Annotated in this window: 14 protein-coding genes; 9 read left to right on the top strand and 5 right to left on the bottom strand. The window is 59.7% G+C overall.

Annotated elements, in window-relative coordinates; genetic code table 11:
• Positions 1–343: 343 nt before the first annotated feature.
• From rpoB to ACVWVQ_RS07300, 4 genes are all read left to right on the top strand, one after another.
• Positions 344–3,763, top strand: a complete 3,420-nt coding sequence (rpoB, locus tag ACVWVQ_RS07315) for a DNA-directed RNA polymerase subunit beta (RefSeq protein WP_457507666.1) — start codon at positions 344–346, stop codon at positions 3,761–3,763.
• A 115-nt stretch (positions 3,764–3,878) separates the two neighbouring features.
• Positions 3,879–5,762: a DNA-directed RNA polymerase subunit gamma gene (locus ACVWVQ_RS07310; RefSeq protein WP_414388674.1), complete on the top strand. Its 1,884-nt coding sequence runs from the start codon at positions 3,879–3,881 to the stop codon at positions 5,760–5,762.
• 53 nt (positions 5,763–5,815) lie between these two features.
• Positions 5,816–9,730 (top strand): DNA-directed RNA polymerase subunit beta', encoded by a 3,915-nt coding sequence (locus ACVWVQ_RS07305; RefSeq protein ID WP_457507664.1) that lies wholly within the window; start codon positions 5,816–5,818, stop codon positions 9,728–9,730.
• Positions 9,711–10,433 (top strand): uracil-DNA glycosylase, encoded by a 723-nt coding sequence (locus ACVWVQ_RS07300; protein ID WP_457507662.1) that lies wholly within the window; start codon positions 9,711–9,713, stop codon positions 10,431–10,433. Before ACVWVQ_RS07305 ends, ACVWVQ_RS07300 begins: the two co-directional genes overlap by 20 nt.
• On the opposite strand, the gene tenA is transcribed toward ACVWVQ_RS07300, so the two are convergent.
• The 3 genes from tenA to ACVWVQ_RS07285 all read right to left on the bottom strand — a co-directional run bounded on the left by tenA (position 10,430) and on the right by ACVWVQ_RS07285 (position 13,076).
• Positions 10,430–11,089: a thiaminase II gene (tenA, locus tag ACVWVQ_RS07295; RefSeq protein ID WP_414416477.1), complete on the bottom strand. Its 660-nt coding sequence runs from the start codon at positions 11,087–11,089 to the stop codon at positions 10,430–10,432. The genes ACVWVQ_RS07300 and tenA overlap by 4 nt on opposite strands.
• A gap of 119 nt (positions 11,090–11,208) precedes the next feature.
• Entirely contained in the window at positions 11,209–12,234 is a 1,026-nt protein-coding gene (locus ACVWVQ_RS07290) for a long-chain acyl-[acyl-carrier-protein] reductase (protein WP_457502398.1), read from the bottom strand.
• Positions 12,235–12,344: 110 nt separating this feature from the next.
• Entirely contained in the window at positions 12,345–13,076 is a 732-nt protein-coding gene (locus tag ACVWVQ_RS07285; protein ID WP_457507694.1) for an aldehyde oxygenase (deformylating), read from the bottom strand.
• Positions 13,077–13,270: 194 nt separating this feature from the next.
• On the opposite strand from ACVWVQ_RS07285, the gene ACVWVQ_RS07280 reads away from it, so the two are divergent.
• Positions 13,271–13,579 (top strand): hypothetical protein, encoded by a 309-nt coding sequence (locus ACVWVQ_RS07280; protein WP_457507660.1) that lies wholly within the window; start codon positions 13,271–13,273, stop codon positions 13,577–13,579.
• A gap of 14 nt (positions 13,580–13,593) precedes the next feature.
• Here the strand turns inward: ACVWVQ_RS07280 and ACVWVQ_RS07275 are convergent, their stop codons facing one another.
• Positions 13,594–14,088, bottom strand: a complete 495-nt coding sequence (locus ACVWVQ_RS07275; protein ID WP_414409265.1) for a pentapeptide repeat-containing protein — start codon at positions 14,086–14,088, stop codon at positions 13,594–13,596.
• A gap of 101 nt (positions 14,089–14,189) precedes the next feature.
• On the opposite strand from ACVWVQ_RS07275, the gene ACVWVQ_RS07270 reads away from it, so the two are divergent.
• The 4 genes from ACVWVQ_RS07270 (at position 14,190) to ACVWVQ_RS07255 (ending at position 17,397) form a co-directional block, all read left to right on the top strand.
• Entirely contained in the window at positions 14,190–14,498 is a 309-nt protein-coding gene (locus ACVWVQ_RS07270) for a gas vesicle protein GvpV (RefSeq protein ID WP_238376787.1), read from the top strand.
• A 186-nt stretch (positions 14,499–14,684) separates the two neighbouring features.
• Positions 14,685–15,716 carry an ABC transporter substrate-binding protein gene (locus tag ACVWVQ_RS07265; RefSeq protein WP_414409266.1) on the top strand — a complete coding sequence of 344 codons (1,032 nt, stop codon included), beginning with the start codon at positions 14,685–14,687 and terminating at the stop codon, positions 15,714–15,716.
• A gap of 46 nt (positions 15,717–15,762) precedes the next feature.
• Positions 15,763–16,599: an ABC transporter permease gene (locus ACVWVQ_RS07260; protein ID WP_414343731.1), complete on the top strand. Its 837-nt coding sequence runs from the start codon at positions 15,763–15,765 to the stop codon at positions 16,597–16,599.
• A 9-nt stretch (positions 16,600–16,608) separates the two neighbouring features.
• Entirely contained in the window at positions 16,609–17,397 is a 789-nt protein-coding gene (locus ACVWVQ_RS07255) for an ABC transporter ATP-binding protein (RefSeq protein WP_457507658.1), read from the top strand.
• Here ACVWVQ_RS07255 and purU read toward each other — a convergent pair whose 3' ends face one another.
• Complete coding sequence (gene purU / locus ACVWVQ_RS07250) at positions 17,398–18,246, bottom strand: formyltetrahydrofolate deformylase (protein WP_457507656.1); 849 nt, start codon at positions 18,244–18,246, stop codon at positions 17,398–17,400.
• Positions 18,247–18,253: the final 7 nt, after the last annotated feature.

Below are 18,253 nucleotides of genomic sequence, written 5' to 3'. Positions count from 1 at the left end.
CCAAGTCCACTCTGTCGACCGGCTGAGCCTGTCAGAGCCACCCCTCCGATCCCCAAGGTTGACCGGAAATCCGAGCTGGAGCAGCGGATGATCCGCAAAAACGGTTAAAGATTAGAATAATCTGCTTGAGTGTGAATGGATGTGAACAATCCTTAAGGCATGGCGGAAACCGCCCCTGCCCCGGCAGCCAAAAGGGGATCCCCAGCGGTTTTGCCGAGATTTTCCAAGTGAGCCCTCAAGGGATCCGGACAGCCCCTCGACCTTTGTAACGTTCGTTGACGATCGTTGGCGGGGTTTCTATAATGGAAGGCCTGACTGCAGCGCGACCCCTCCCGAGCAACGCATGACACAATTAGCAGTGCCATCCCCTGTCGCTCCTACCTTTCCTGACCTGGTGGAGATTCAGCGGGAGAGTTTCTTGTGGTTTTTGCGAGAAGGGTTTGAAGAGGAGCTTCTCAGCTTTTCCCCCATCGTCGATTACACCGGCAAGCTGGAACTGCATTTCCTGCCCGAATATCGCCCTGGGGATCCCTCCAAAGGGTACAAGATCAACCGCCCCCGCTACGACCCCGAGGAGGCCAAGCGGCGGGATGCCACCTATCAAGCGCAGATCCGGGTGCCCACCCGCCTCATCAACAAAGAGACCGGCGAGATCAAAGACATGGACGTCTTCATCGGCGAACTGCCCTTGATGACGGATCGGGGCACCTTCATCATCAACGGCGCCGAGCGGGTGATCGTCAACCAAATTGTGCGCAGCCCCGGCGTCTATTACAAATCGGAGCTGGACAAAAACGGGCGTCGCACCTACAGCGCCAGCCTCATCCCCAACCGCGGTGCCTGGCTGAAGTTCGAGACCGACAAAAACGGCCTGGTGTGGGTGCGCATCGACAAAACCCGCAAGCTCTCGGCGGCAGTTCTGCTGAAAGCCTTGGGCCTGAGCGACTCCGAGATTTACGACAACCTGCGCCACCCCGAATTCTTCCAGAAAACCATGGAGAAAGAGGGGCCCTACACCGAAGAAGAAGCCCTAATGGAGCTGTACCGCAAGTTGCGGCCTGGGGAACCCCCCACCGTATCGGGTGGCCAGCAGTTGCTGGAATCCCGCTTCTTCGACCCCAAACGCTACGATTTGGGCCGGGTAGGGCGCTACAAGCTGAACAAAAAGTTAAATTTGAACGTAGCCGAAAGTGTGCGGGTGCTTACCGTCACCGACATTTTGGCCGTCATCGACTACCTGATCAATTTGGAGTACGACATCGGCCATGTGGACGACATCGACCACCTGGGCAACCGCCGCGTGCGCTCCGTGGGCGAGCTGCTGCAAAACCAGGTGCGGGTGGGCCTGAATCGCCTGGAGCGGATCATCCGAGAACGGATGACAGTCTCCGAGTCGGAAAACCTCACCCCGGCCTCTTTGGTCAACCCCAAACCCTTGGTGGCGGCCATTAAGGAGTTCTTCGGCTCCAGCCAGCTCTCCCAGTTCATGGATCAGACCAATCCCCTGGCGGAGCTGACCCACAAGCGCCGGCTATCTGCCCTGGGCCCCGGCGGCCTGAGTCGGGAACGGGCCGGCTTTGCGGTGCGGGATATCCACCCCAGCCACTACGGGCGCATCTGCCCCATCGAAACCCCAGAAGGCCCCAACGCCGGGTTGATCGGATCCCTGGCCACCCACGCCCGCGTCAACCAGTACGGCTTTATCGAAAGCCCCTATTACCGGGTCGAGAACGGCGTGGTGCGCAAAGATCTGGGCATGGTCTACCTCACTGCCGATGAAGAGGACGAGTACCGCGTAGCCCCTGGGGATGTGCCGGTGGATGCCGAAGGCCGCATCACTGCCGATTTGGTGCCGGTGCGCTACCGCCAGGAGTTCACCACCGCTCACCCCACAGAAGTCCACTACGTCCAGGTGGCACCGGTGCAGGTTATCTCTGTGGCCACCTCCTTGATCCCCTTCCTGGAGCACGACGACGCCAACCGCGCCTTGATGGGAGCCAACATGCAGCGGCAGGCGGTACCCCTGCTTAAGCCGGATCGGCCTTACGTGGGCACGGGCTTGGAAGCGCAGGCGGCACGGGACTCCGGCATGGTGGTGGTGTCGCGCACCAATGGCGTGGTGACCTACGTTTCCGCCGACGAAATCGTGGTTCGGCCAGATGACGGCGGCGATCCGATTGTCTACCGCCTGCAGAAGTATCAGCGCTCCAACCAAGATACCTGTCTCAACCAGCGCCCCCTTGTCTATACGGGGGATCGGGTATTGGCTGGCCAGGTGCTGGCGGATGGCCCGGCTACCGAGGGTGGCGAGCTGGCTTTGGGCCAAAACGTGTTGGTGGCCTATATGCCCTGGGAGGGCTACAACTACGAAGATGCCATCTTGATCAGCGAGCGGCTGGTCTACGACGATGTCTTCACCTCGGTACACATCGAGAAGCATGAGATCGAGGCCCGGCAAACCAAGCTAGGCCCGGAAGAGATCACCCGCGAGATCCCCAACGTGGGGGAAGATGCCCTGCGCGACCTGGATGAAAACGGCATTGTGCGCATTGGGGCTTGGGTGGAAGCCGGCGATATTCTGGTGGGCAAGGTCACTCCCAAAGGGGAGTCTGATCAACCGCCAGAGGAGCGGCTGTTGCGGGCCATTTTCGGGGAAAAAGCTCGGGATGTGCGGGACAACTCCCTGCGGGTGCCCAACGGCGAGCGCGGTCGGGTGGTAGATGTGCGCATCTTTACCCGCGAACAGGGAGATGAGCTGCCTCCGGGCGCCAACATGGTGGTGCGGGTCTACATCGCCCTCAAGCGCAAAATCCAGGTGGGGGACAAGATCGCGGGCCGTCACGGCAACAAGGGTATCATCTCCCGCATCTTGCCGATTGAGGACATGCCCTACCTGGCGGACGGCACACCGGTGGATGTGGTGCTCAACCCCTTGGGGGTGCCCTCTCGCATGAACGTGGGCCAAGTGTACGAGTGCCTGCTGGGCTGGGCAGCAGAGCATCTGGGGGTGCGCTTCAAGCTGATGCCCTTCGACGAGATGCACGGTTTGGAAGCCTCCCGTCTGACGGTGGAGGCCAAGCTGAGGGAAGCCCGAGAGAAGACCGGCAAGGACTGGATTTTTAACCCGGAAGGCAAGTACTGCGGCAAAATCCAGGTGTTTGACGGTCGCACCGGAGAACCCTTTGACCAGCCTGTTACGGTGGGCCGCGCCTACATGTTGAAGCTGGTGCATCTGGTGGACGACAAGATCCACGCTCGCTCCACCGGCCCCTATTCTTTGGTGACCCAGCAGCCGCTGGGGGGCAAGGCGCAGCAGGGCGGCCAGCGCTTTGGGGAGATGGAGGTGTGGGCTTTGGAGGCGTTTGGGGCGGCCTACATCCTGCAGGAGCTGCTCACCGTCAAGTCCGACGACATGGTGGGGCGCAACGAGGCTCTCAACGCCATCGTCAAGGGCAAGCCCATCCCTCGACCCGGCACGCCGGAGTCCTTCAAGGTGCTGGTGCGGGAGCTGCAGTCCCTCTGCCTGGATGTGTCGGTACACAAGGTGGAGGTGGACAGCGAAGGGCAAACCCACGATGTGGAAGTGGATCTGATGGCCGATACCTCCAACCGTCATACTCCCTCTCGACCCACTTATGAATCGGTTACGGCTGAGGATCTCTCGCCATCACCAGCCTTTACCAGAGTGCTCCGCACCGCTGACGCGAATGCCAGCCGCAGCCTTGAGGAAGATGAGGACGGAGAAGAGGAAGAGGACTTTTGAGTGTTGAGAGGGCTCCGTGCCGCTGACGCGAACGCGACGGGGATCCCCTTCAACCCACGAAGGAGGGTGGGGCTTCCCTCTCCTTTGGGTTCAGCAAGTCAGGAGGAGAATGGCGATGGCCAAAACAGAGCAACGCTTTGACTACGTCAAAATTGGCTTGGCTTCTCCAGAGCGGATCATGGAGTGGGGCCAGCGCACCCTGCCCAATGGTCAAGTGGTGGGGGAAGTCACCAAGCCTGAGACCATCAATTACCGCACCCTCAAGCCGGAGATGGATGGTCTCTTTTGCGAGCGCATCTTTGGGCCGGCCAAAGACTGGGAATGCCACTGCGGTAAGTACAAGCGAGTACGACATCGGGGGATCGTCTGCGAGCGCTGTGGGGTGGAGGTAACCGAGTCGCGGGTGCGCCGCCACCGCATGGGCTACATCAAGTTGGCCGCTCCGGTCACCCACGTTTGGTATTTGAAAGGGATCCCCAGCCACATTGCCACGCTGTTGGACATGCCGCTGCGGGATGTGGAGCAAGTGGTGTACTTCAACGCCTACGTAGTGGTGGATCCGGGCAATGCCCAGAATCTCTCTTACAAGCAACTGTTGACGGAGGATCAATTCCTCGAGATCGAAGATCAGATGTACGAGGAGGGATCCGAACTGCAACTGCCGGAGAACTGGGCGATGATCGGGGCGGAGGCCATCGAGCGCCTGCTCAAGGATATCGACCTGGAAAAAGAGGCGGAGCAACTGCGGGAGGAGATCACCACTGCTCGCGGCCAAAAGCGGGCACGCCTGATCAAGCGGCTGCGGGTAATCGACAACTTCATCGCCACCGGATCCCGTCCGGAGTGGATGGTGTTGCGGGTGCTGCCGGTGATCCCGCCGGATTTGCGTCCCATGGTGCAGTTGGATGGGGGCCGCTTTGCCACCAGCGACCTCAACGATCTCTACCGTCGTGTGATCAACCGCAACAACCGTCTGGCCCGGCTGCAGGAGATCATGGCGCCGGAGATCATTGTGCGCAACGAAAAGCGCATGCTCCAGGAGGCGGTGGACGCGCTGATCGACAACGGTCGGCGGGGGCGCGTAGTGGCGGGGGCCAACAACCGTCCCCTCAAGTCCCTCTCCGACATCATCGAGGGCAAACAGGGGCGCTTCCGGCAAAACCTGTTGGGCAAACGGGTGGACTACTCCGGGCGTTCGGTGATCGTGGTGGGGCCCAACCTGCGCATGCACCAGTGTGGCCTGCCCAAAGAGATGGCCATCGAGCTGTTCCAGCCCTTTGTCATCCACAAATTGATCAAGCGGGGCATTGTCAACAACATCAAGGCTGCCAAAAAGATGATCCAGAGCAATGACCCACAGATTTGGGATGTGCTGGAAGAGGTGATCGACGGCCACCCCGTCTTGCTCAACCGTGCCCCCACCCTGCACCGCCTGGGGATCCAAGCTTTTGAGCCAATCCTGGTGGAGGGAAGGGCGATTCAACTTCACCCCTTGGTCTGCCCTGCTTTCAACGCCGACTTCGACGGCGACCAGATGGCTGTGCATGTGCCCCTTTCTCTGGAAGCTCAGGCGGAAGCGCGCCTGCTGATGCTGGCCACCAACAACATCCTCTCCCCGGCCACCGGCGCTCCCATCATCACCCCCAGCCAAGATATGGTGTTGGGGTGCTACTACCTGACGGCGGACAACCCCCACGCGCCAGATATTGGCGATCGTTTCTTTGCCAGCTTGGAAGATGCTCTCATCGCCTACGACCGCGGCGCCATTGGCCTGCACAGCAAGGTCTGGGTGCGCTACCACGGCCCGATGGAGTTGGGCAAGGGCGAAAAAGAGTCCGAGCCGCAAATCATCGAAGAACCGGGCGGCATTCGCCTCAAGATCACCAACTACCGCCGTATCCGCGAGGATCAAGACGGCAACGTGATCAGCCAGTACATTCGCACCACGCCGGGCCGGATCATTTTTAACAAGACCGTGCAGGATATTTTGTCTGCGTAGTTACCCTCTGCCGTAGGACGGCTCTTCTCTCCCCTTCTCTCTAGCGAGGCATCATGAGCGAAAAAGGACGATTTTCCGCTGGCCTGTCGCGGCAGGCTGCCGACGGCAACAAAGCCGACGCCCCTTTGCCCCCTGTGCCCTTTCGCAACTATCAAATTGGCAAAAAAGAGCTGCGTAACCTGATTGCCTGGTCTTTTGCCCGCTACGGCACAGCCCGCACCGCTCAGATGGCGGATGCTCTGAAGACCCTGGGCTTCAAATACGCCACCCAGGCAGCCGTCTCCATCAGCGTCGAAGACCTGCGCGTTCCCCCCAGCAAGCGGCAGTTGTTGGCACAAGCGGAAGCCGAGATCGAGGCGGCCACCGAGCGCTACACCCGCGGGGAAATCACAGAGGTGGAGCGCTACCGAAAGGTGATCGACACCTGGAACCAAACCAACGACCAGATCAAGGAGGAGATGCTCAGCAACTTCCGCCAGAACGATCCCCTCAACTCCGTTTACATGATGGCCAACTCGGGGGCAAGGGGGAATGTCTCCCAGGTACGCCAGTTGGTGGGCATGCGCGGCCTGATGGCCAACCCCCAGGGGGAGATCATCGATTTGCCCATCAAAACCAATTTCCGCGAGGGCCTGACCGTTACCGAGTACATCATCTCTTCCTATGGGGCCCGCAAGGGCTTGGTGGATACGGCCCTGCGCACCGCCGACTCTGGCTACCTCACCCGCCGCTTGGTGGACGTGTCTCAGGATGTGATCGTGCGGGAATCTGACTGCGGCACTGAGCAGGGCATCCTTCTGGAATACCTGATGGACGGGGACAAGGTGGTGGTGTCTCTGGAGGAGCGCTTGGTGGGCCGAGTGCTGGCGCGCGACGTGGTGCACCCAGAAACCCAGGAGATCCTCGCCCGCCGCAACCAAGAGGTGGATCACGACCTGGCCAAGACGATTGTGGAGGCCGGCATCCGGCAGGTGATGGTGCGTTCTCCCCTCACCTGTGAAGCCAACCGCTCCGTGTGCCGGATGTGTTATGGCTGGAGCTTGGCCCACTCCCGCCTGGTGGATCTGGGGGAAGCGGTCGGGATCATCGCCGCCCAATCGATTGGGGAGCCGGGCACCCAGTTGACCATGCGCACCTTCCACACGGGAGGCGTGTTTACAGGGGAGGTGGCCCGCCAAATTCGCGCCCCCTTTGCGGGTGTGGTGCGGTTCCCGAAAAATCTGCGCACCCGCCCCTTCCGTACCCGCCACGGCGACGATGCTCTACAAGTGGAGGTAAACAACCAAATCATCTTGGAAGGCCCAGACGGTCAACGGGAGTCCTTCGACATGACTCAGGGATCCACCCTGCTGGTGCGGGACGGAGCCCAGGTGCAGCGGGATCAGTTGATTGCAGAGGTGTCCCTGGCCAAGGCCAGCCGTAAGAGCACCGAGAAAGCCCAGAAAGAGGTGGTGGCCGACCTGGCTGGAGAAATTCGCTTTGCCGATCTGCCCATCGAGGAGAAGACTGACCGCCAGGGTAACACCACCTACACTGCCCAGCGGCAGGGATTGATCTGGGTGATGTCTGGACAGGTGTACAACCTGCCTCCGGGGGCCGAGCCGGTGGTGAAAAACGGGGATCGGGTAGAAGCGGGGGATGTGATCGCCGAAACCTCGCTGGTGACGGAGCATGGCGGCATTGTGCGGCTACCGGAGCGCAGCGACACCAAAAGCGGGCGCGAGGTGGAGATCATCAACGCTTCCGTGGTGTTGCGGGAAGCACGGGTACGGGTGGAATCCCACCAGGGGCGGGAGCAGTTTTTGCTGGACACTTCTAGTGGGCAGACCTTCGTCCTCAAGGCCACTCCGGGCACCAAAGTAGGCAACGATGAGGTGGTGGCGGAGCTGATCGACAACCACTTCCGCAGTCAGACGGGAGGCTTGGTGAAGTTCGCCAGCATTGAGGTGGCACGGCGCGGCAAGGCCAAGCAAGGTTACGAAGTCATCCAGGGCGGCACCCTGCTGTGGATCCCGGAAGAGACCCACGAGGTGAACAAGGACATCTCCCTGCTGAACGTGGACGATGGCCAGTATGTGGAAGCAGGCACTGAGGTGGTGAAAGACATCTTTTGCCAGAATGCCGGTGTTGTCGAAGTCATCCAGAAGAACGACATTCTGCGGGAGATTGTCATCAAGCCGGGATCCCTGCATCTGGTGGACAACCCCGCCGACTTGGAAGTGAAAAGTGGCACCCTAATCCAGCCAGGGCAACCGGTGCTCAGCAGCATCGTTCCCGACCGACTGGTCTACCTGGAACACGTGGAAACTCCCGAAGGCCCAGGCTTGCTGCTGCGTCCGGTGCAGGAGTACGAGATCCCCGACCGGCCCTTGGTGCCCACTCAAGAGTCCACCAGCGAGTCCGGTCGCTCCATTCGTCTGCGGGCGGTGCAGCGGGTTCCCTTCAAAGATGGGGAGCGGGTGAAGTCGGTAGGCCCTGTAGAGCTCCTGCGCACCCAACTGGTGCTGGAAATCGATACCGACGCCCCACAACTGAAGGCCGATATCGAGCTGATCCAAGATGAGAAGGATCCAGATATTCGCCGCCTGCAACTGGTGATTCTGGAAACCCTGTTGCTGCGCCGCGACGTGGAAGCGGATCTGACGCAGGGGAGTACCCACACGCGGCTGTTGGTGAAGGAAGGAGACTCCATCGCCAGCGGAGATGTTATCGCCCGCACCGAAATCCAAGCCAAAAAGGCCGGGATCGTCCAAGGGATCCGCCAGGGAGCGGAAGTGGTGCGGCGGGTGCTGGTGATTACCGACGACGATCTGGTGCAGGTGCCCCTGACAGGTTCAGCCAGCGTGGCGGTAGGGGCGCTGGTGCGGGCCGGAGATGAGCTGGCGCCTGGGATCCCTTCTCCACAGTCGGGACAGGTGATGCAGATAACGGACGGCCAAGTCCTGTTGCGGATGGCGCGGCCCTACTTGGTTTCTGCGGGTGCCATCCTGCAGGTACGAGATGGCGATCTGGTGCAGCGGGGGGATTCCCTGGCCCTCCTGGTGTTTGAGCGGGCCAAGACAGGGGACATCATCCAGGGTCTGCCACGGATTGAGGAGCTGCTGGAGGCCCGCAAGCCCAAGGAAATGTGTGTTCTGGCCAAGCGGCCCGGCACCGTTCAACTGAGCTGGCGGGGAGAAGAGCCAGATCTCAAGGTCATCGAAGCCGATGGCACCGTTAGAGACTATCCTGGGCTGCCGGGGCAGAGCTTGATCGTGGTAGATGGACAGCCGGTGGGGGTGGGGGATCCCCTAACCGATGGCCCTGCCAACCCCCACGACCTCTTGGAGATCTACTACGAGTACCATCGCCAAACCTTGGGAGATGACCAAGCCGCACGGTTGGCTCTGCGGGAGGTGCAGCGCTTCTTTGTCAACGAAGTGCAGAACGTCTACCGCTCCCAGGGGGTGGAGATCTCCGACAAACACATTGAGATCGTGGTGCGCCAGATGACCTCCAAGGTGCGGGTGGATGATGGTGGCGACACCATCCTGTTGCCGGGGGAGCTGGTGGAGTTGCGGGAAATCCAGCAGATCAATGCCACCATGGCCATTACTGGAGGAGCGCCGGCCAAATACACGCCCGTCCTGCTGGGGATCACCAAGGCCAGCTTGAATACCGACAGCTTCATCTCAGCGGCCAGCTTCCAGGAAACCACCCGCGTGCTGACTGAGGCGGCCATTGAGGGCAAATCCGACTGGCTGCGTGGCTTGAAGGAAAACGTAATCATCGGGCGCTTGATCCCGGCAGGCACGGGCTTCACCACCTACGAGGAGATTGCCGCCGAGCCGGAGCCTGACGAAGAGGAGGAAGAGCCTGCGGTGTTGCCGGAGCTGCCTCCTCGTTTGATCTTGGAAGATGATCAATTGATCGACGATTCCACCCCTGCCTTCGACGAGCTAGAGGAGGATGACGACGAGGAGGAGTGAGGCGCTGGGTCTCCAGGATTGGGCCACTTTGCAAACTGAAATCGTCAGTTGCTGCCGCTGCCCCCGCTTGGTGGCCTGGCGAGAGTCAGTCGCCCTTCAGAGGGTGGCCCGTTTTCGCGACCAGCTCTACTGGGGCCGACCGGTGCCAGGGTTCGGGGATCCGCAGGCGCGGCTGTGGGTGATCGGGTTGGCGCCGGCAGCCCATGGGGGCAACCGCACTGGGCGCGTGTTTACCGGGGATCCCAGCGGGGACTGGCTGTTTCGCGCCCTGTACCGAGCCGGGTTTGCCAATCAGCCCACCTCTACCCACCGAGAGGATGGCCTGCAATTGCAGGATTGCTACATCTCGGCCGTGGTGCGCTGTGTGCCCCCGGAGAACCGCCCCACCGCCATAGAAGCCAAGACCTGCCTGGGCTACCTGAAGCAAGAGCTGGAGCTGCTAACCCAGGTGCGAGTGATCCTGACGTTGGGGCATTTTGCCTTCCAACACGCTCTGACGCTCTTGCCACCTCTCAGGCCCCGTCCCCGCTTTGGCCACAACTGCGTTATTCCCCTGGCAGAGGGTCGCTATTTGCTGGCGTCTTACCATCCCAGCCGGCGCAACACGGCCACACGGCTGCTGACGGAGCCGATGTTGGATGCCGTTTTCGCGCAAGCCCAGCAGTTGCTGTCTGGTAAGCCAGCCCGACCGGCTGAGGATTAGGCAGGTTGCCAAGATTCGAGGCGATAGGCACTGTCCCAAAACAGCCATTCCAACCGGGAGGCAGTGACAAAAGCTGCCCTCATCTTTTCCCGCAGCGGTTCTGTAGCCTGCTGAGCGACGGAGTCGGTGATGTCCAAAGCCTGCTGCACCACTTGGGCAAATTCTTCCCCGGCGTAGGTGTCGATCCACTGTTGGTAGGGATTGTCAGGCTGCGCGGTGCGATAGATGGTGGATCCCACCTCTCGGTAGATCCAAAAGCAGGGCAGCACAGCGGCAATGGCCACCTCATAGGGATCCACAGCCGCCGCAGCCAACAAAAAACGGGTATAGGCGAAGCAGGCAGGGGCATAGGCTGTTTCGGGTTGAATGTCGTAGAGGCGAAAATAGCTTTCGTGCAGGCTGCGTTCGGCCACAATGGCTCCCAGGGCAAAGTTCAAGAAACTCACCACCTGCTCAGCCCCTTCGGAACGAGCTCCAATCAAGGCCAGGGCGCGGGCAAAGTCGGTGAGATAAAGAGCATCCTGCTGCAAGTAAAACTGGAACCGCTGCCGCGATAGGCTGCCCGCTGCCAACTCTCGGTTGAAGGGGTGATCGAGGATTTGCTTGTAGATGGGCTGAATGGCTTGCCAAAGGTGGGCAGTAAAGGACTGGGGCATGGCGACCGTCTCTTGGTGTTTGGTCTTCAGGTTTCGTCCAGGTTCAGTCGATTGGTGATTGACCTGACCAGGGCCAGCACCTCTGCTGGGGCTGAGGCTTTCTTCATTTTGAATCTCAATTAGGCTTCGGGCATGAGGGGGCGGAACCCATGCTTGCGGGAAAGCTGCCCGATCAGATCCAATTTCTCAAGGGTGATCAAATTACGGCCCCAACTGAAATTGGTGTACAGCCCCTCAAACTCCAGCAGCATGGACTCGGCAAAGCAGGCGAAAAGCTGACGGGCCGGGTTGGCCACATTCAAAAACTGCATGATGTTCCATTCAATATCCAAAGAGTGCTCCACCATCCCCCCGTCAATGACGTAGAGTCCCTTTCGCTGCAAGCTGGAGGCGATGTTCTTCGGGTAGCCACCGTCGATGATGACACAGGGATCCGGCAAAACTTGGGGATCGAGGGCCATGCCTTGGCTCATGCTGGCCACCCAAACGATAAAGTCAGCGCGGGGCAGGGCCTCTTCCAGCGAAGAGATCTCCCCCTGCTTGAGCTTGGCCTGCAATTCCTCCAGACGCCGTCGCTCTCGGGCGATGAGCAACAATTTGCCCAAGTGAGTGCGGGCCACCAACCATTGACAAATGGCGCTGCCGATATCTCCGGTCGCCCCCACCACCGCAACCGTAGCGGCTGCCAAGTCCATGGCGTAGCGCTGGGCCGCCAACTGCAGTTGCTGACAGATGATGTAGGCCGTGTGGGTATTGCCGGTGGTAAAGCGTTGGATCTCCAAGTCAATGTTGCGGACTCGCCGGAGACTGTCGAGGCGAAAAGTCTCAAAAATGATGCTGCTAAATCCCCCCAAAGCAGTAATGTTCAAGCCGCGCCGCTGGGCTAGGGCCATGGCATTCAACACTTTCCGACAGGCGGCCTTTACCCGTCCCCCCGCCAACATCTCCGGCAAGAAACAGGATTCGACGTACTGCCCATAAATCTTTTGGCCGGTGATGCTGGTTACCGTGATCTCGTCCACCACCTGAGGGGGAGCCATGCACCAGAACTCCAGGTCGCTCTCCGCATATTCGGAATAACCCAGCTTGTCTGCCACCCGCTTCGCATGGGCCAGGCTGGTCAAGTGCCCAATCAGGCCGAACATAAAGGTTTACCCGCTTGGATAACTGATGGATCCCATCAAAACATGTCCATACCCGCCTGTAGCCAGCCTAGAACTGCAGTCCGCCGGCAGAGGATGAATGCTGAGGTGGGTCATGCTGCCCGCAAACCCTGGGCAGAGAGGCGCATCACCTCGCGGGTGCTGAAGCCGATGTTGGCCAGCGCCTCGCCATAGGCAATCATAAAATCCTCGACAATGGCCTCGCGATCCATGTAGATGGCTTCCACATCCTTGTCCACCTGCTGCAGCATCTGCCAGACCAAGGGCAGGTTCTGGGCGTTGGCCGCTTCGATCTGCGCTTTGACCTCGCCAAAATGCTCCCCTAGCCAGCGCTCTCCAAAATTGAGGTGCAGATATTCATCCTTGACCACCCCCTCGGTGATCTTGCGGGCAAACTCATCGGCGACGGGGATGTAAATGTTGTAGGCGGCAATGGCAAAGCATTCGATGATCAGCGACTGAATGACCAAGCAGGTAACTAGGTCTCCGGCTGCTGCCGCTTTTTGGAAATTGTTGCGCAAAGGGGCGAAGAAAGTGCGGGCAAACTCCCTATCCGGCTCTACCTGCAGGTTTTTGCCGCAGGATTGAAAGCCTTTCATGTGCCGCAATTCCATTTTGGCCAGCTTGCGCAGCTCCTCTGCCCCTTCCGGCAACATCTCGGCCAGCTTGAGGTAGTTGTCGTGGGCTTCTTGTTCCCCTTCGATCACAATGCCGTTGATGCGAGAGTAGGCCTGCCGGTAAACCGCGCTGCCATAGTCCAAGGTGGTGCCACCCTCATCGGCTAAAGGCTGGGGGGTATTGGGCAGGACGTTCACTGGGGCCATACTCATGCATCTCCTCTCGGTGTTGTTTGGGTGTTGTTGATTGTCTATGCTGACTCGACAATCGCCTCGATTGCAGTTGAATCGCTCTCTTAATCAGAATAGCTGTAGCTGCCGCAGAATTGGCGGGATTCCTTTTGCGGAATGATAGGGGTCTGCTAGGGTGAGGGTTCGAGTGCCGTTGTGGAGCCTGCTGTATGTCTGCTCTTGGGGATGGCCTGAACCAACTGCGCCAGTTGCTGGTGGAGCTGGAGGAACGATCCCTCGATCAGCCGATTGGCAGTGCCGAGGAGGTGTTGCAGGCCATTGAGCTAGCCACGGCTTTTGAGCTGTTTGAGGCGGAGAGCAGCGGTTTGCTGCTGCAGATTGTGGCCAATCTCTGGGATCGGGTACGGCAGCAGGATTTGTCTCCAGGGGAGATTCAGACGGTATCGGAGAAGTTGCGGGCGGTGGGCTATACCGATGCCGAAATTCAGGAGATCCTGGACTTGGAGCCGGAGGGCTAGCCCCATTTTCCCCTCTAGGCTTGAACCATGCCCAGCTCTGCTGGAGTGATATCCGCTTCCATCTGAGTGGTGGCGTCGTAGCAGGCCCCTCGCAGGTTGGCCAGCTTGAGTTTGCACCGGGCCAGAAGGGATCCTCTCAAGTTGGCCCCGGTGAGATTGGCCCCCGCCAAGTCCGCTTGGCTGAGATCGGCTTCGCTCAAATCCGCTTCGGCCAGGTTGGCCCCACGCAAGTTGGCTCCTTGCAATCGGGATCCCTGCAGTTTAGCTTTTTCTAGGTTGGCCAGCCGCAGGTTGGATCCCTGAAGATCCGCTTGGCTGAGGTCGGCACCGCTCAGGTAGGCCCGCTCCAGGTTGGCAGAAGCCAGCTTTGCCTGCTGGAGAATGGATCCCCCCAAGTCGATCCCGGCCAAGTCGGCCCCGGCCAGGTCAGCCCCGGCCAGTTGGCTGTTGCTGAAGTCCCGCTCACCGCTGCCGTAGCGTTGCAACAGTTCCGCTCCAGTTTCCACCATCGCCGTTTTCCACGCCGGACGAATCGGATCCTACCCAGGAATGGAAGGGCCGCCAAGAGCACGCTAGCATAGGCGCAAACCGTTTTCCGGGATCCCCCCTTATGAGCTTGCCCCGTGTGCCCCGAACTCGACCGCGCCCCAAGCTGCGCTCGATCCCTCGCCGCCAAACCGAATCCGCCCTCTATGCCGAAATGCAGCAGCTCACCGTGGAAAAGCAGCGGCTCAACCAGGAGCTGGAGTTTATTCGAGAGCGGCAGGGGCAAATCCACGCGCGACTCCAGGAAATCGAGCAGGCCATGCAGCACCTTCAGCAGGAGGCAAAAGCCTTTCGGGATCCCGCTCCTGCCTCTGAACCCGCCCAGCTCAGATCTCGCCCTTCCCGCTTCCCACCCATGACCTTTGAGTACTGAGGGATCCCCTTGGTTAAGTCCCATCACTCTGGAAGATCGGAAAATCCAAAGCCAACCCAAGCAACAAGTTGGGGGATTTTGTAGCCAAATTAACTATTTGCTGCTCGTCTCAAGCCGACCCTAGAATCCAGGCCAGCGAACAGCCATTCTCAAGCTGGCTGCACAGTTACTTGAACTTCCAGGCTTATGACTTCTTCTCCACAGATCTCGCGTCGCCGCCGGTTTTTGTCCTGGGTGCTGGGGTTGTTGCCCACCCTTTTGCTGGGAAGCTCCTCTCCCGCTCTGGCCCGACCCCCCATTCAGATGGGCTACAGCAATTGGGCAGGTTGGTGGCCGTGGGCCATTGGAGAAGAAGAGGGCATTTTCAAGAAAAATGGGGCCAACGTGCAGTTGCGCTGGTTCGATGGCTACATTGAGTCGATGGAAGCCTTTGCCGCCGGACAACTGGATGCCAATACCCAAACCCTGAACGATACGCTCTCCTTCGCGCCGAAATCTGTGAATGGTCAGGTGGTGGTGCTGGTCAACGACAACTCGGCAGGCAACGACAAGATCATCGTCCGGGAAGGGATCAACACCATTGCCGACCTAGTGGGTAAGCGGGTGGCTGTGGAAGAAGGCGTGGTGGGTGACTTTCTGCTGACGCTGGGGCTGGAGCGGGAGGGATTTTCCCGCGACGATGTGATCATTGTGCCCTTGGAAACCGGAGCCGCCGCCGCTGCTTTTGCTGCCGGTCAGGTGGATGCGGTGGGAGCCTTTCCGCCCTTTTGGTTGACAGCCCTGGAGCGCCCTGGAAGCAAGGAGCTGTTCTCTTCGGCGGAGTTCCCAGGGGCCATTCCCGATTTGTTGGTGGTCAGCCAAAAATTGATTGACGAGCAGCCGGATCAGGTGCAGGCTTTGGTGAATAGCTGGTTCGATATTCTGAAGTTCATGGAGGAGAACCCGCAGCGAGCCGACGAAATCATGGCCAGACGTGCCGGTGTCACCCCAGAGGAGCTGCAACTGTTCAAAGATGGCATTCGTTTCTTCACCATAGAAGACAACCTAAAAGCCTTCAGCCCCGGCGAGGGAATGCAGCACATGCCCTATGCGGCCAGACAAATGGTGGACTTCATGGTGAGAGTGGGCTTCATCTCGGAGGGGCCCAAGGATCTGGAGGCATTGTTCGATGACCGCTTCGTTCGCGCCTATGCCGAGTCGGTGGGTGTTAGACGGTGAGAGATATCCGGGATCCCTTCATGGGCCACCAGTGAGGTAAGGTACGATGCTGACTGCTCCGGCTGAATCGCCTCCACCCACCCGCCCCAGTCTGCCCCCGACGGTGTTTTGGCGCATTGCCGAAGAGATCCCGCGCCCCTTGGCCTTGCTGCTGACGGCGCTATCGGTGCTGGTGCCTTTCGGCTTGTGGTGGGGCCTATCGGTCTCGGGGTGGGTACCGCCGCGTTTTTTGCCTTCTCCCCCTTCGGTATGGGCGGCCCTGCTGCGCCTGTGGCGAGACGGCCTGCTGTGGAAGGATACCTTGGCCAGCTTCAGTCGGGTTAGCAGCGGTTTTCTGTTGGCAGCAGTGGTGGCGACCCCCATCGGCATTGCCATGGGCACCTTCGCCAGCATCCGCGCCTTGATCGAGCCGATTAGCGGCATCTTTCGCTACATGCCCGCTCCTGCCTTCACCCCGCTGTTGATTATTTACTTGGGTTTGGATGAGGCCCCCAAGATCGGGTTAATTTTCATCGGCACCGTTTTCTTCAACATGCTGATGATCATGGATGCGGTGAAGTTCATTCCCAAAGAGCTGATCGAGGCCACCTACACCTTGGGGGGGCGGCGCTGGCAGGTGTTGCTGCAGGTGATCACTCCATACATCACCCCGAACATTCTCGACACCTTCCGCGTCAACATGGCTGCCTCTTGGAACTTGGTGGTGGTGGCAGAATTGGTGGCCGCCAATGAGGGTTTGGGTAGGCGGATCCAGCTAGCCCAGCGCTTCTTTAGAACCGACGAGATTTTTGCGTGCTTGATTGTGTTGGGGCTGATCGGCTTTCTGCTGGATTGGCTGCTGCGACGCTTGGTACGTTTGACCTGTCGTTGGGCCTTTTTATGAGGTGGTGTCGTGCATTTGGAAGTGGTCGGCCTGAGCAAATCCTTCCCCACCCGTCGTGGACCTATCTTGGCTCTGGATGGGGTGAATTTGCATGTGGAGTCGGGGGAGTTTGTCTGTGTGGTGGGGGCTTCCGGCTCTGGTAAAACCACTCTACTGCGCCTGATTGCCGGGTTGGAGCAGCCTAGCCGAGGATCCATCAGCGTCGATGGGGAGCCGGTGATTGGGCCGGGAGCGGATCGGGGAGTCGTGTTCCAGTCCTACACCCTCTACCCCTGGATGACCGTGGCGGAGAACGTCGGCTTTGGCCTGAAATTGCAGGGGGTAAAACGGCAGGAAAGGGAAGCCCGTGTGGATTATTTTCTGGAGATCGTCGGCCTGGAGCGTTTTGCCAAGGCTCTGCCCAAGCAGCTTTCGGGCGGTATGCAGCAGCGGGTGGCGATTGCGCGAGCTCTGGCGGCCCAACCGAAGATTTTGCTGATGGATGAGCCTTTTGGCGCTTTGGATGTGCAAACCAAGGAGACCATGCAGGAGTTTTTGCTGGATCTCTGGCAGCGCACGCGCACTTCAATCCTGATGATCACCCACGATGTGGAAGAAGCCGTCTTTTTGGCCCAGCGCATCTATGTACTCACGTCCCATCCTGGGCGGGTGAAACGGGAGATCCGAGTTGATTTCCCCAGCCGGCGCGACTACAGCCTCAAGCGCACTTCTTCTTTTCAGGAGGTGAAGGACGAGATCTTGGCTCTCCTGCGAGAACAGAAAGGGATCCCGTTGAGCGACGCTGCGCCCGCGGGCTGATCAGGCAAACACCACCGTTTTGTTGTGGTACACCAGCACCCGATTCTCCAGGTGATACCGCACTGCCCGTGCCAGGACTAGGCGTTCCATGTCGCGGCCTTTGCGGACGAGGTCGGCAACGGTATCGCGGTGACTGACCCGCACCACGTCTTGCTCGATGATCGGCCCTTCGTCCAGATCTTCGGTGGCATAGTGGGCAGTCGCGCCGATGATCTTCACCCCCCGTTGATGGGCGCGGTGGTAGGGGTTGGCTCCGGCAAAGGCGGGCAGGGTGGAATGGTGAATGTTGATGACCGGCGGGGCTTGGCGGAGCAGCGACCCACTCAAGACCTGCATGTACTTGGCCAACACCACCAGGTCAATTCGATATTCCTGCAGGAGAGCGAGCTGACGGGCTTCGGCTGCGGCTTTGCCCTCTGGAGAAACGGGGATGTGGTAGTAATCGATACCGAAGGAGCGGGCCACCGATTCCAGGTCGGGGTGGTTGCTGATGATCAAGGGGATCTCGGCGGGCAGTTCTCCCGCCCTTTGCCGCCAGATCAGATCCAAAAGGCAGTGGCTTTGCTTGCTGGCCCACACTGCAAGGCGACGGCGCGTGTCGGAAAAATGCAGTTCCCAGTTGGCTTGGATCCCACGGGCAATGCCTGAAAAGGCGGGGACAATTTCCGCTCGCTCCAGTTGGAAGCCCTGCAAGTCCCACTCGATGCGGCTCAAGAACAGTCCTGCTTCGGGATCCGTATGGTGATCGGCGTGAATGATGTTGCCGCCGTAGCTGTAGATGAAGCTGGAGAGCTTGGCTACCAACCCTTTTTGATCGGGGCAAGATACCAACAGGGTGGCACTGGGCATAGGTGGA

The sequence above is a fragment of the Thermostichus sp. MS-CIW-36 genome (assembly GCF_054059035.1).
Note: the sequence above shows the minus strand (reverse complement) of the source record. Positions and strands in the feature narration are given on the sequence as shown.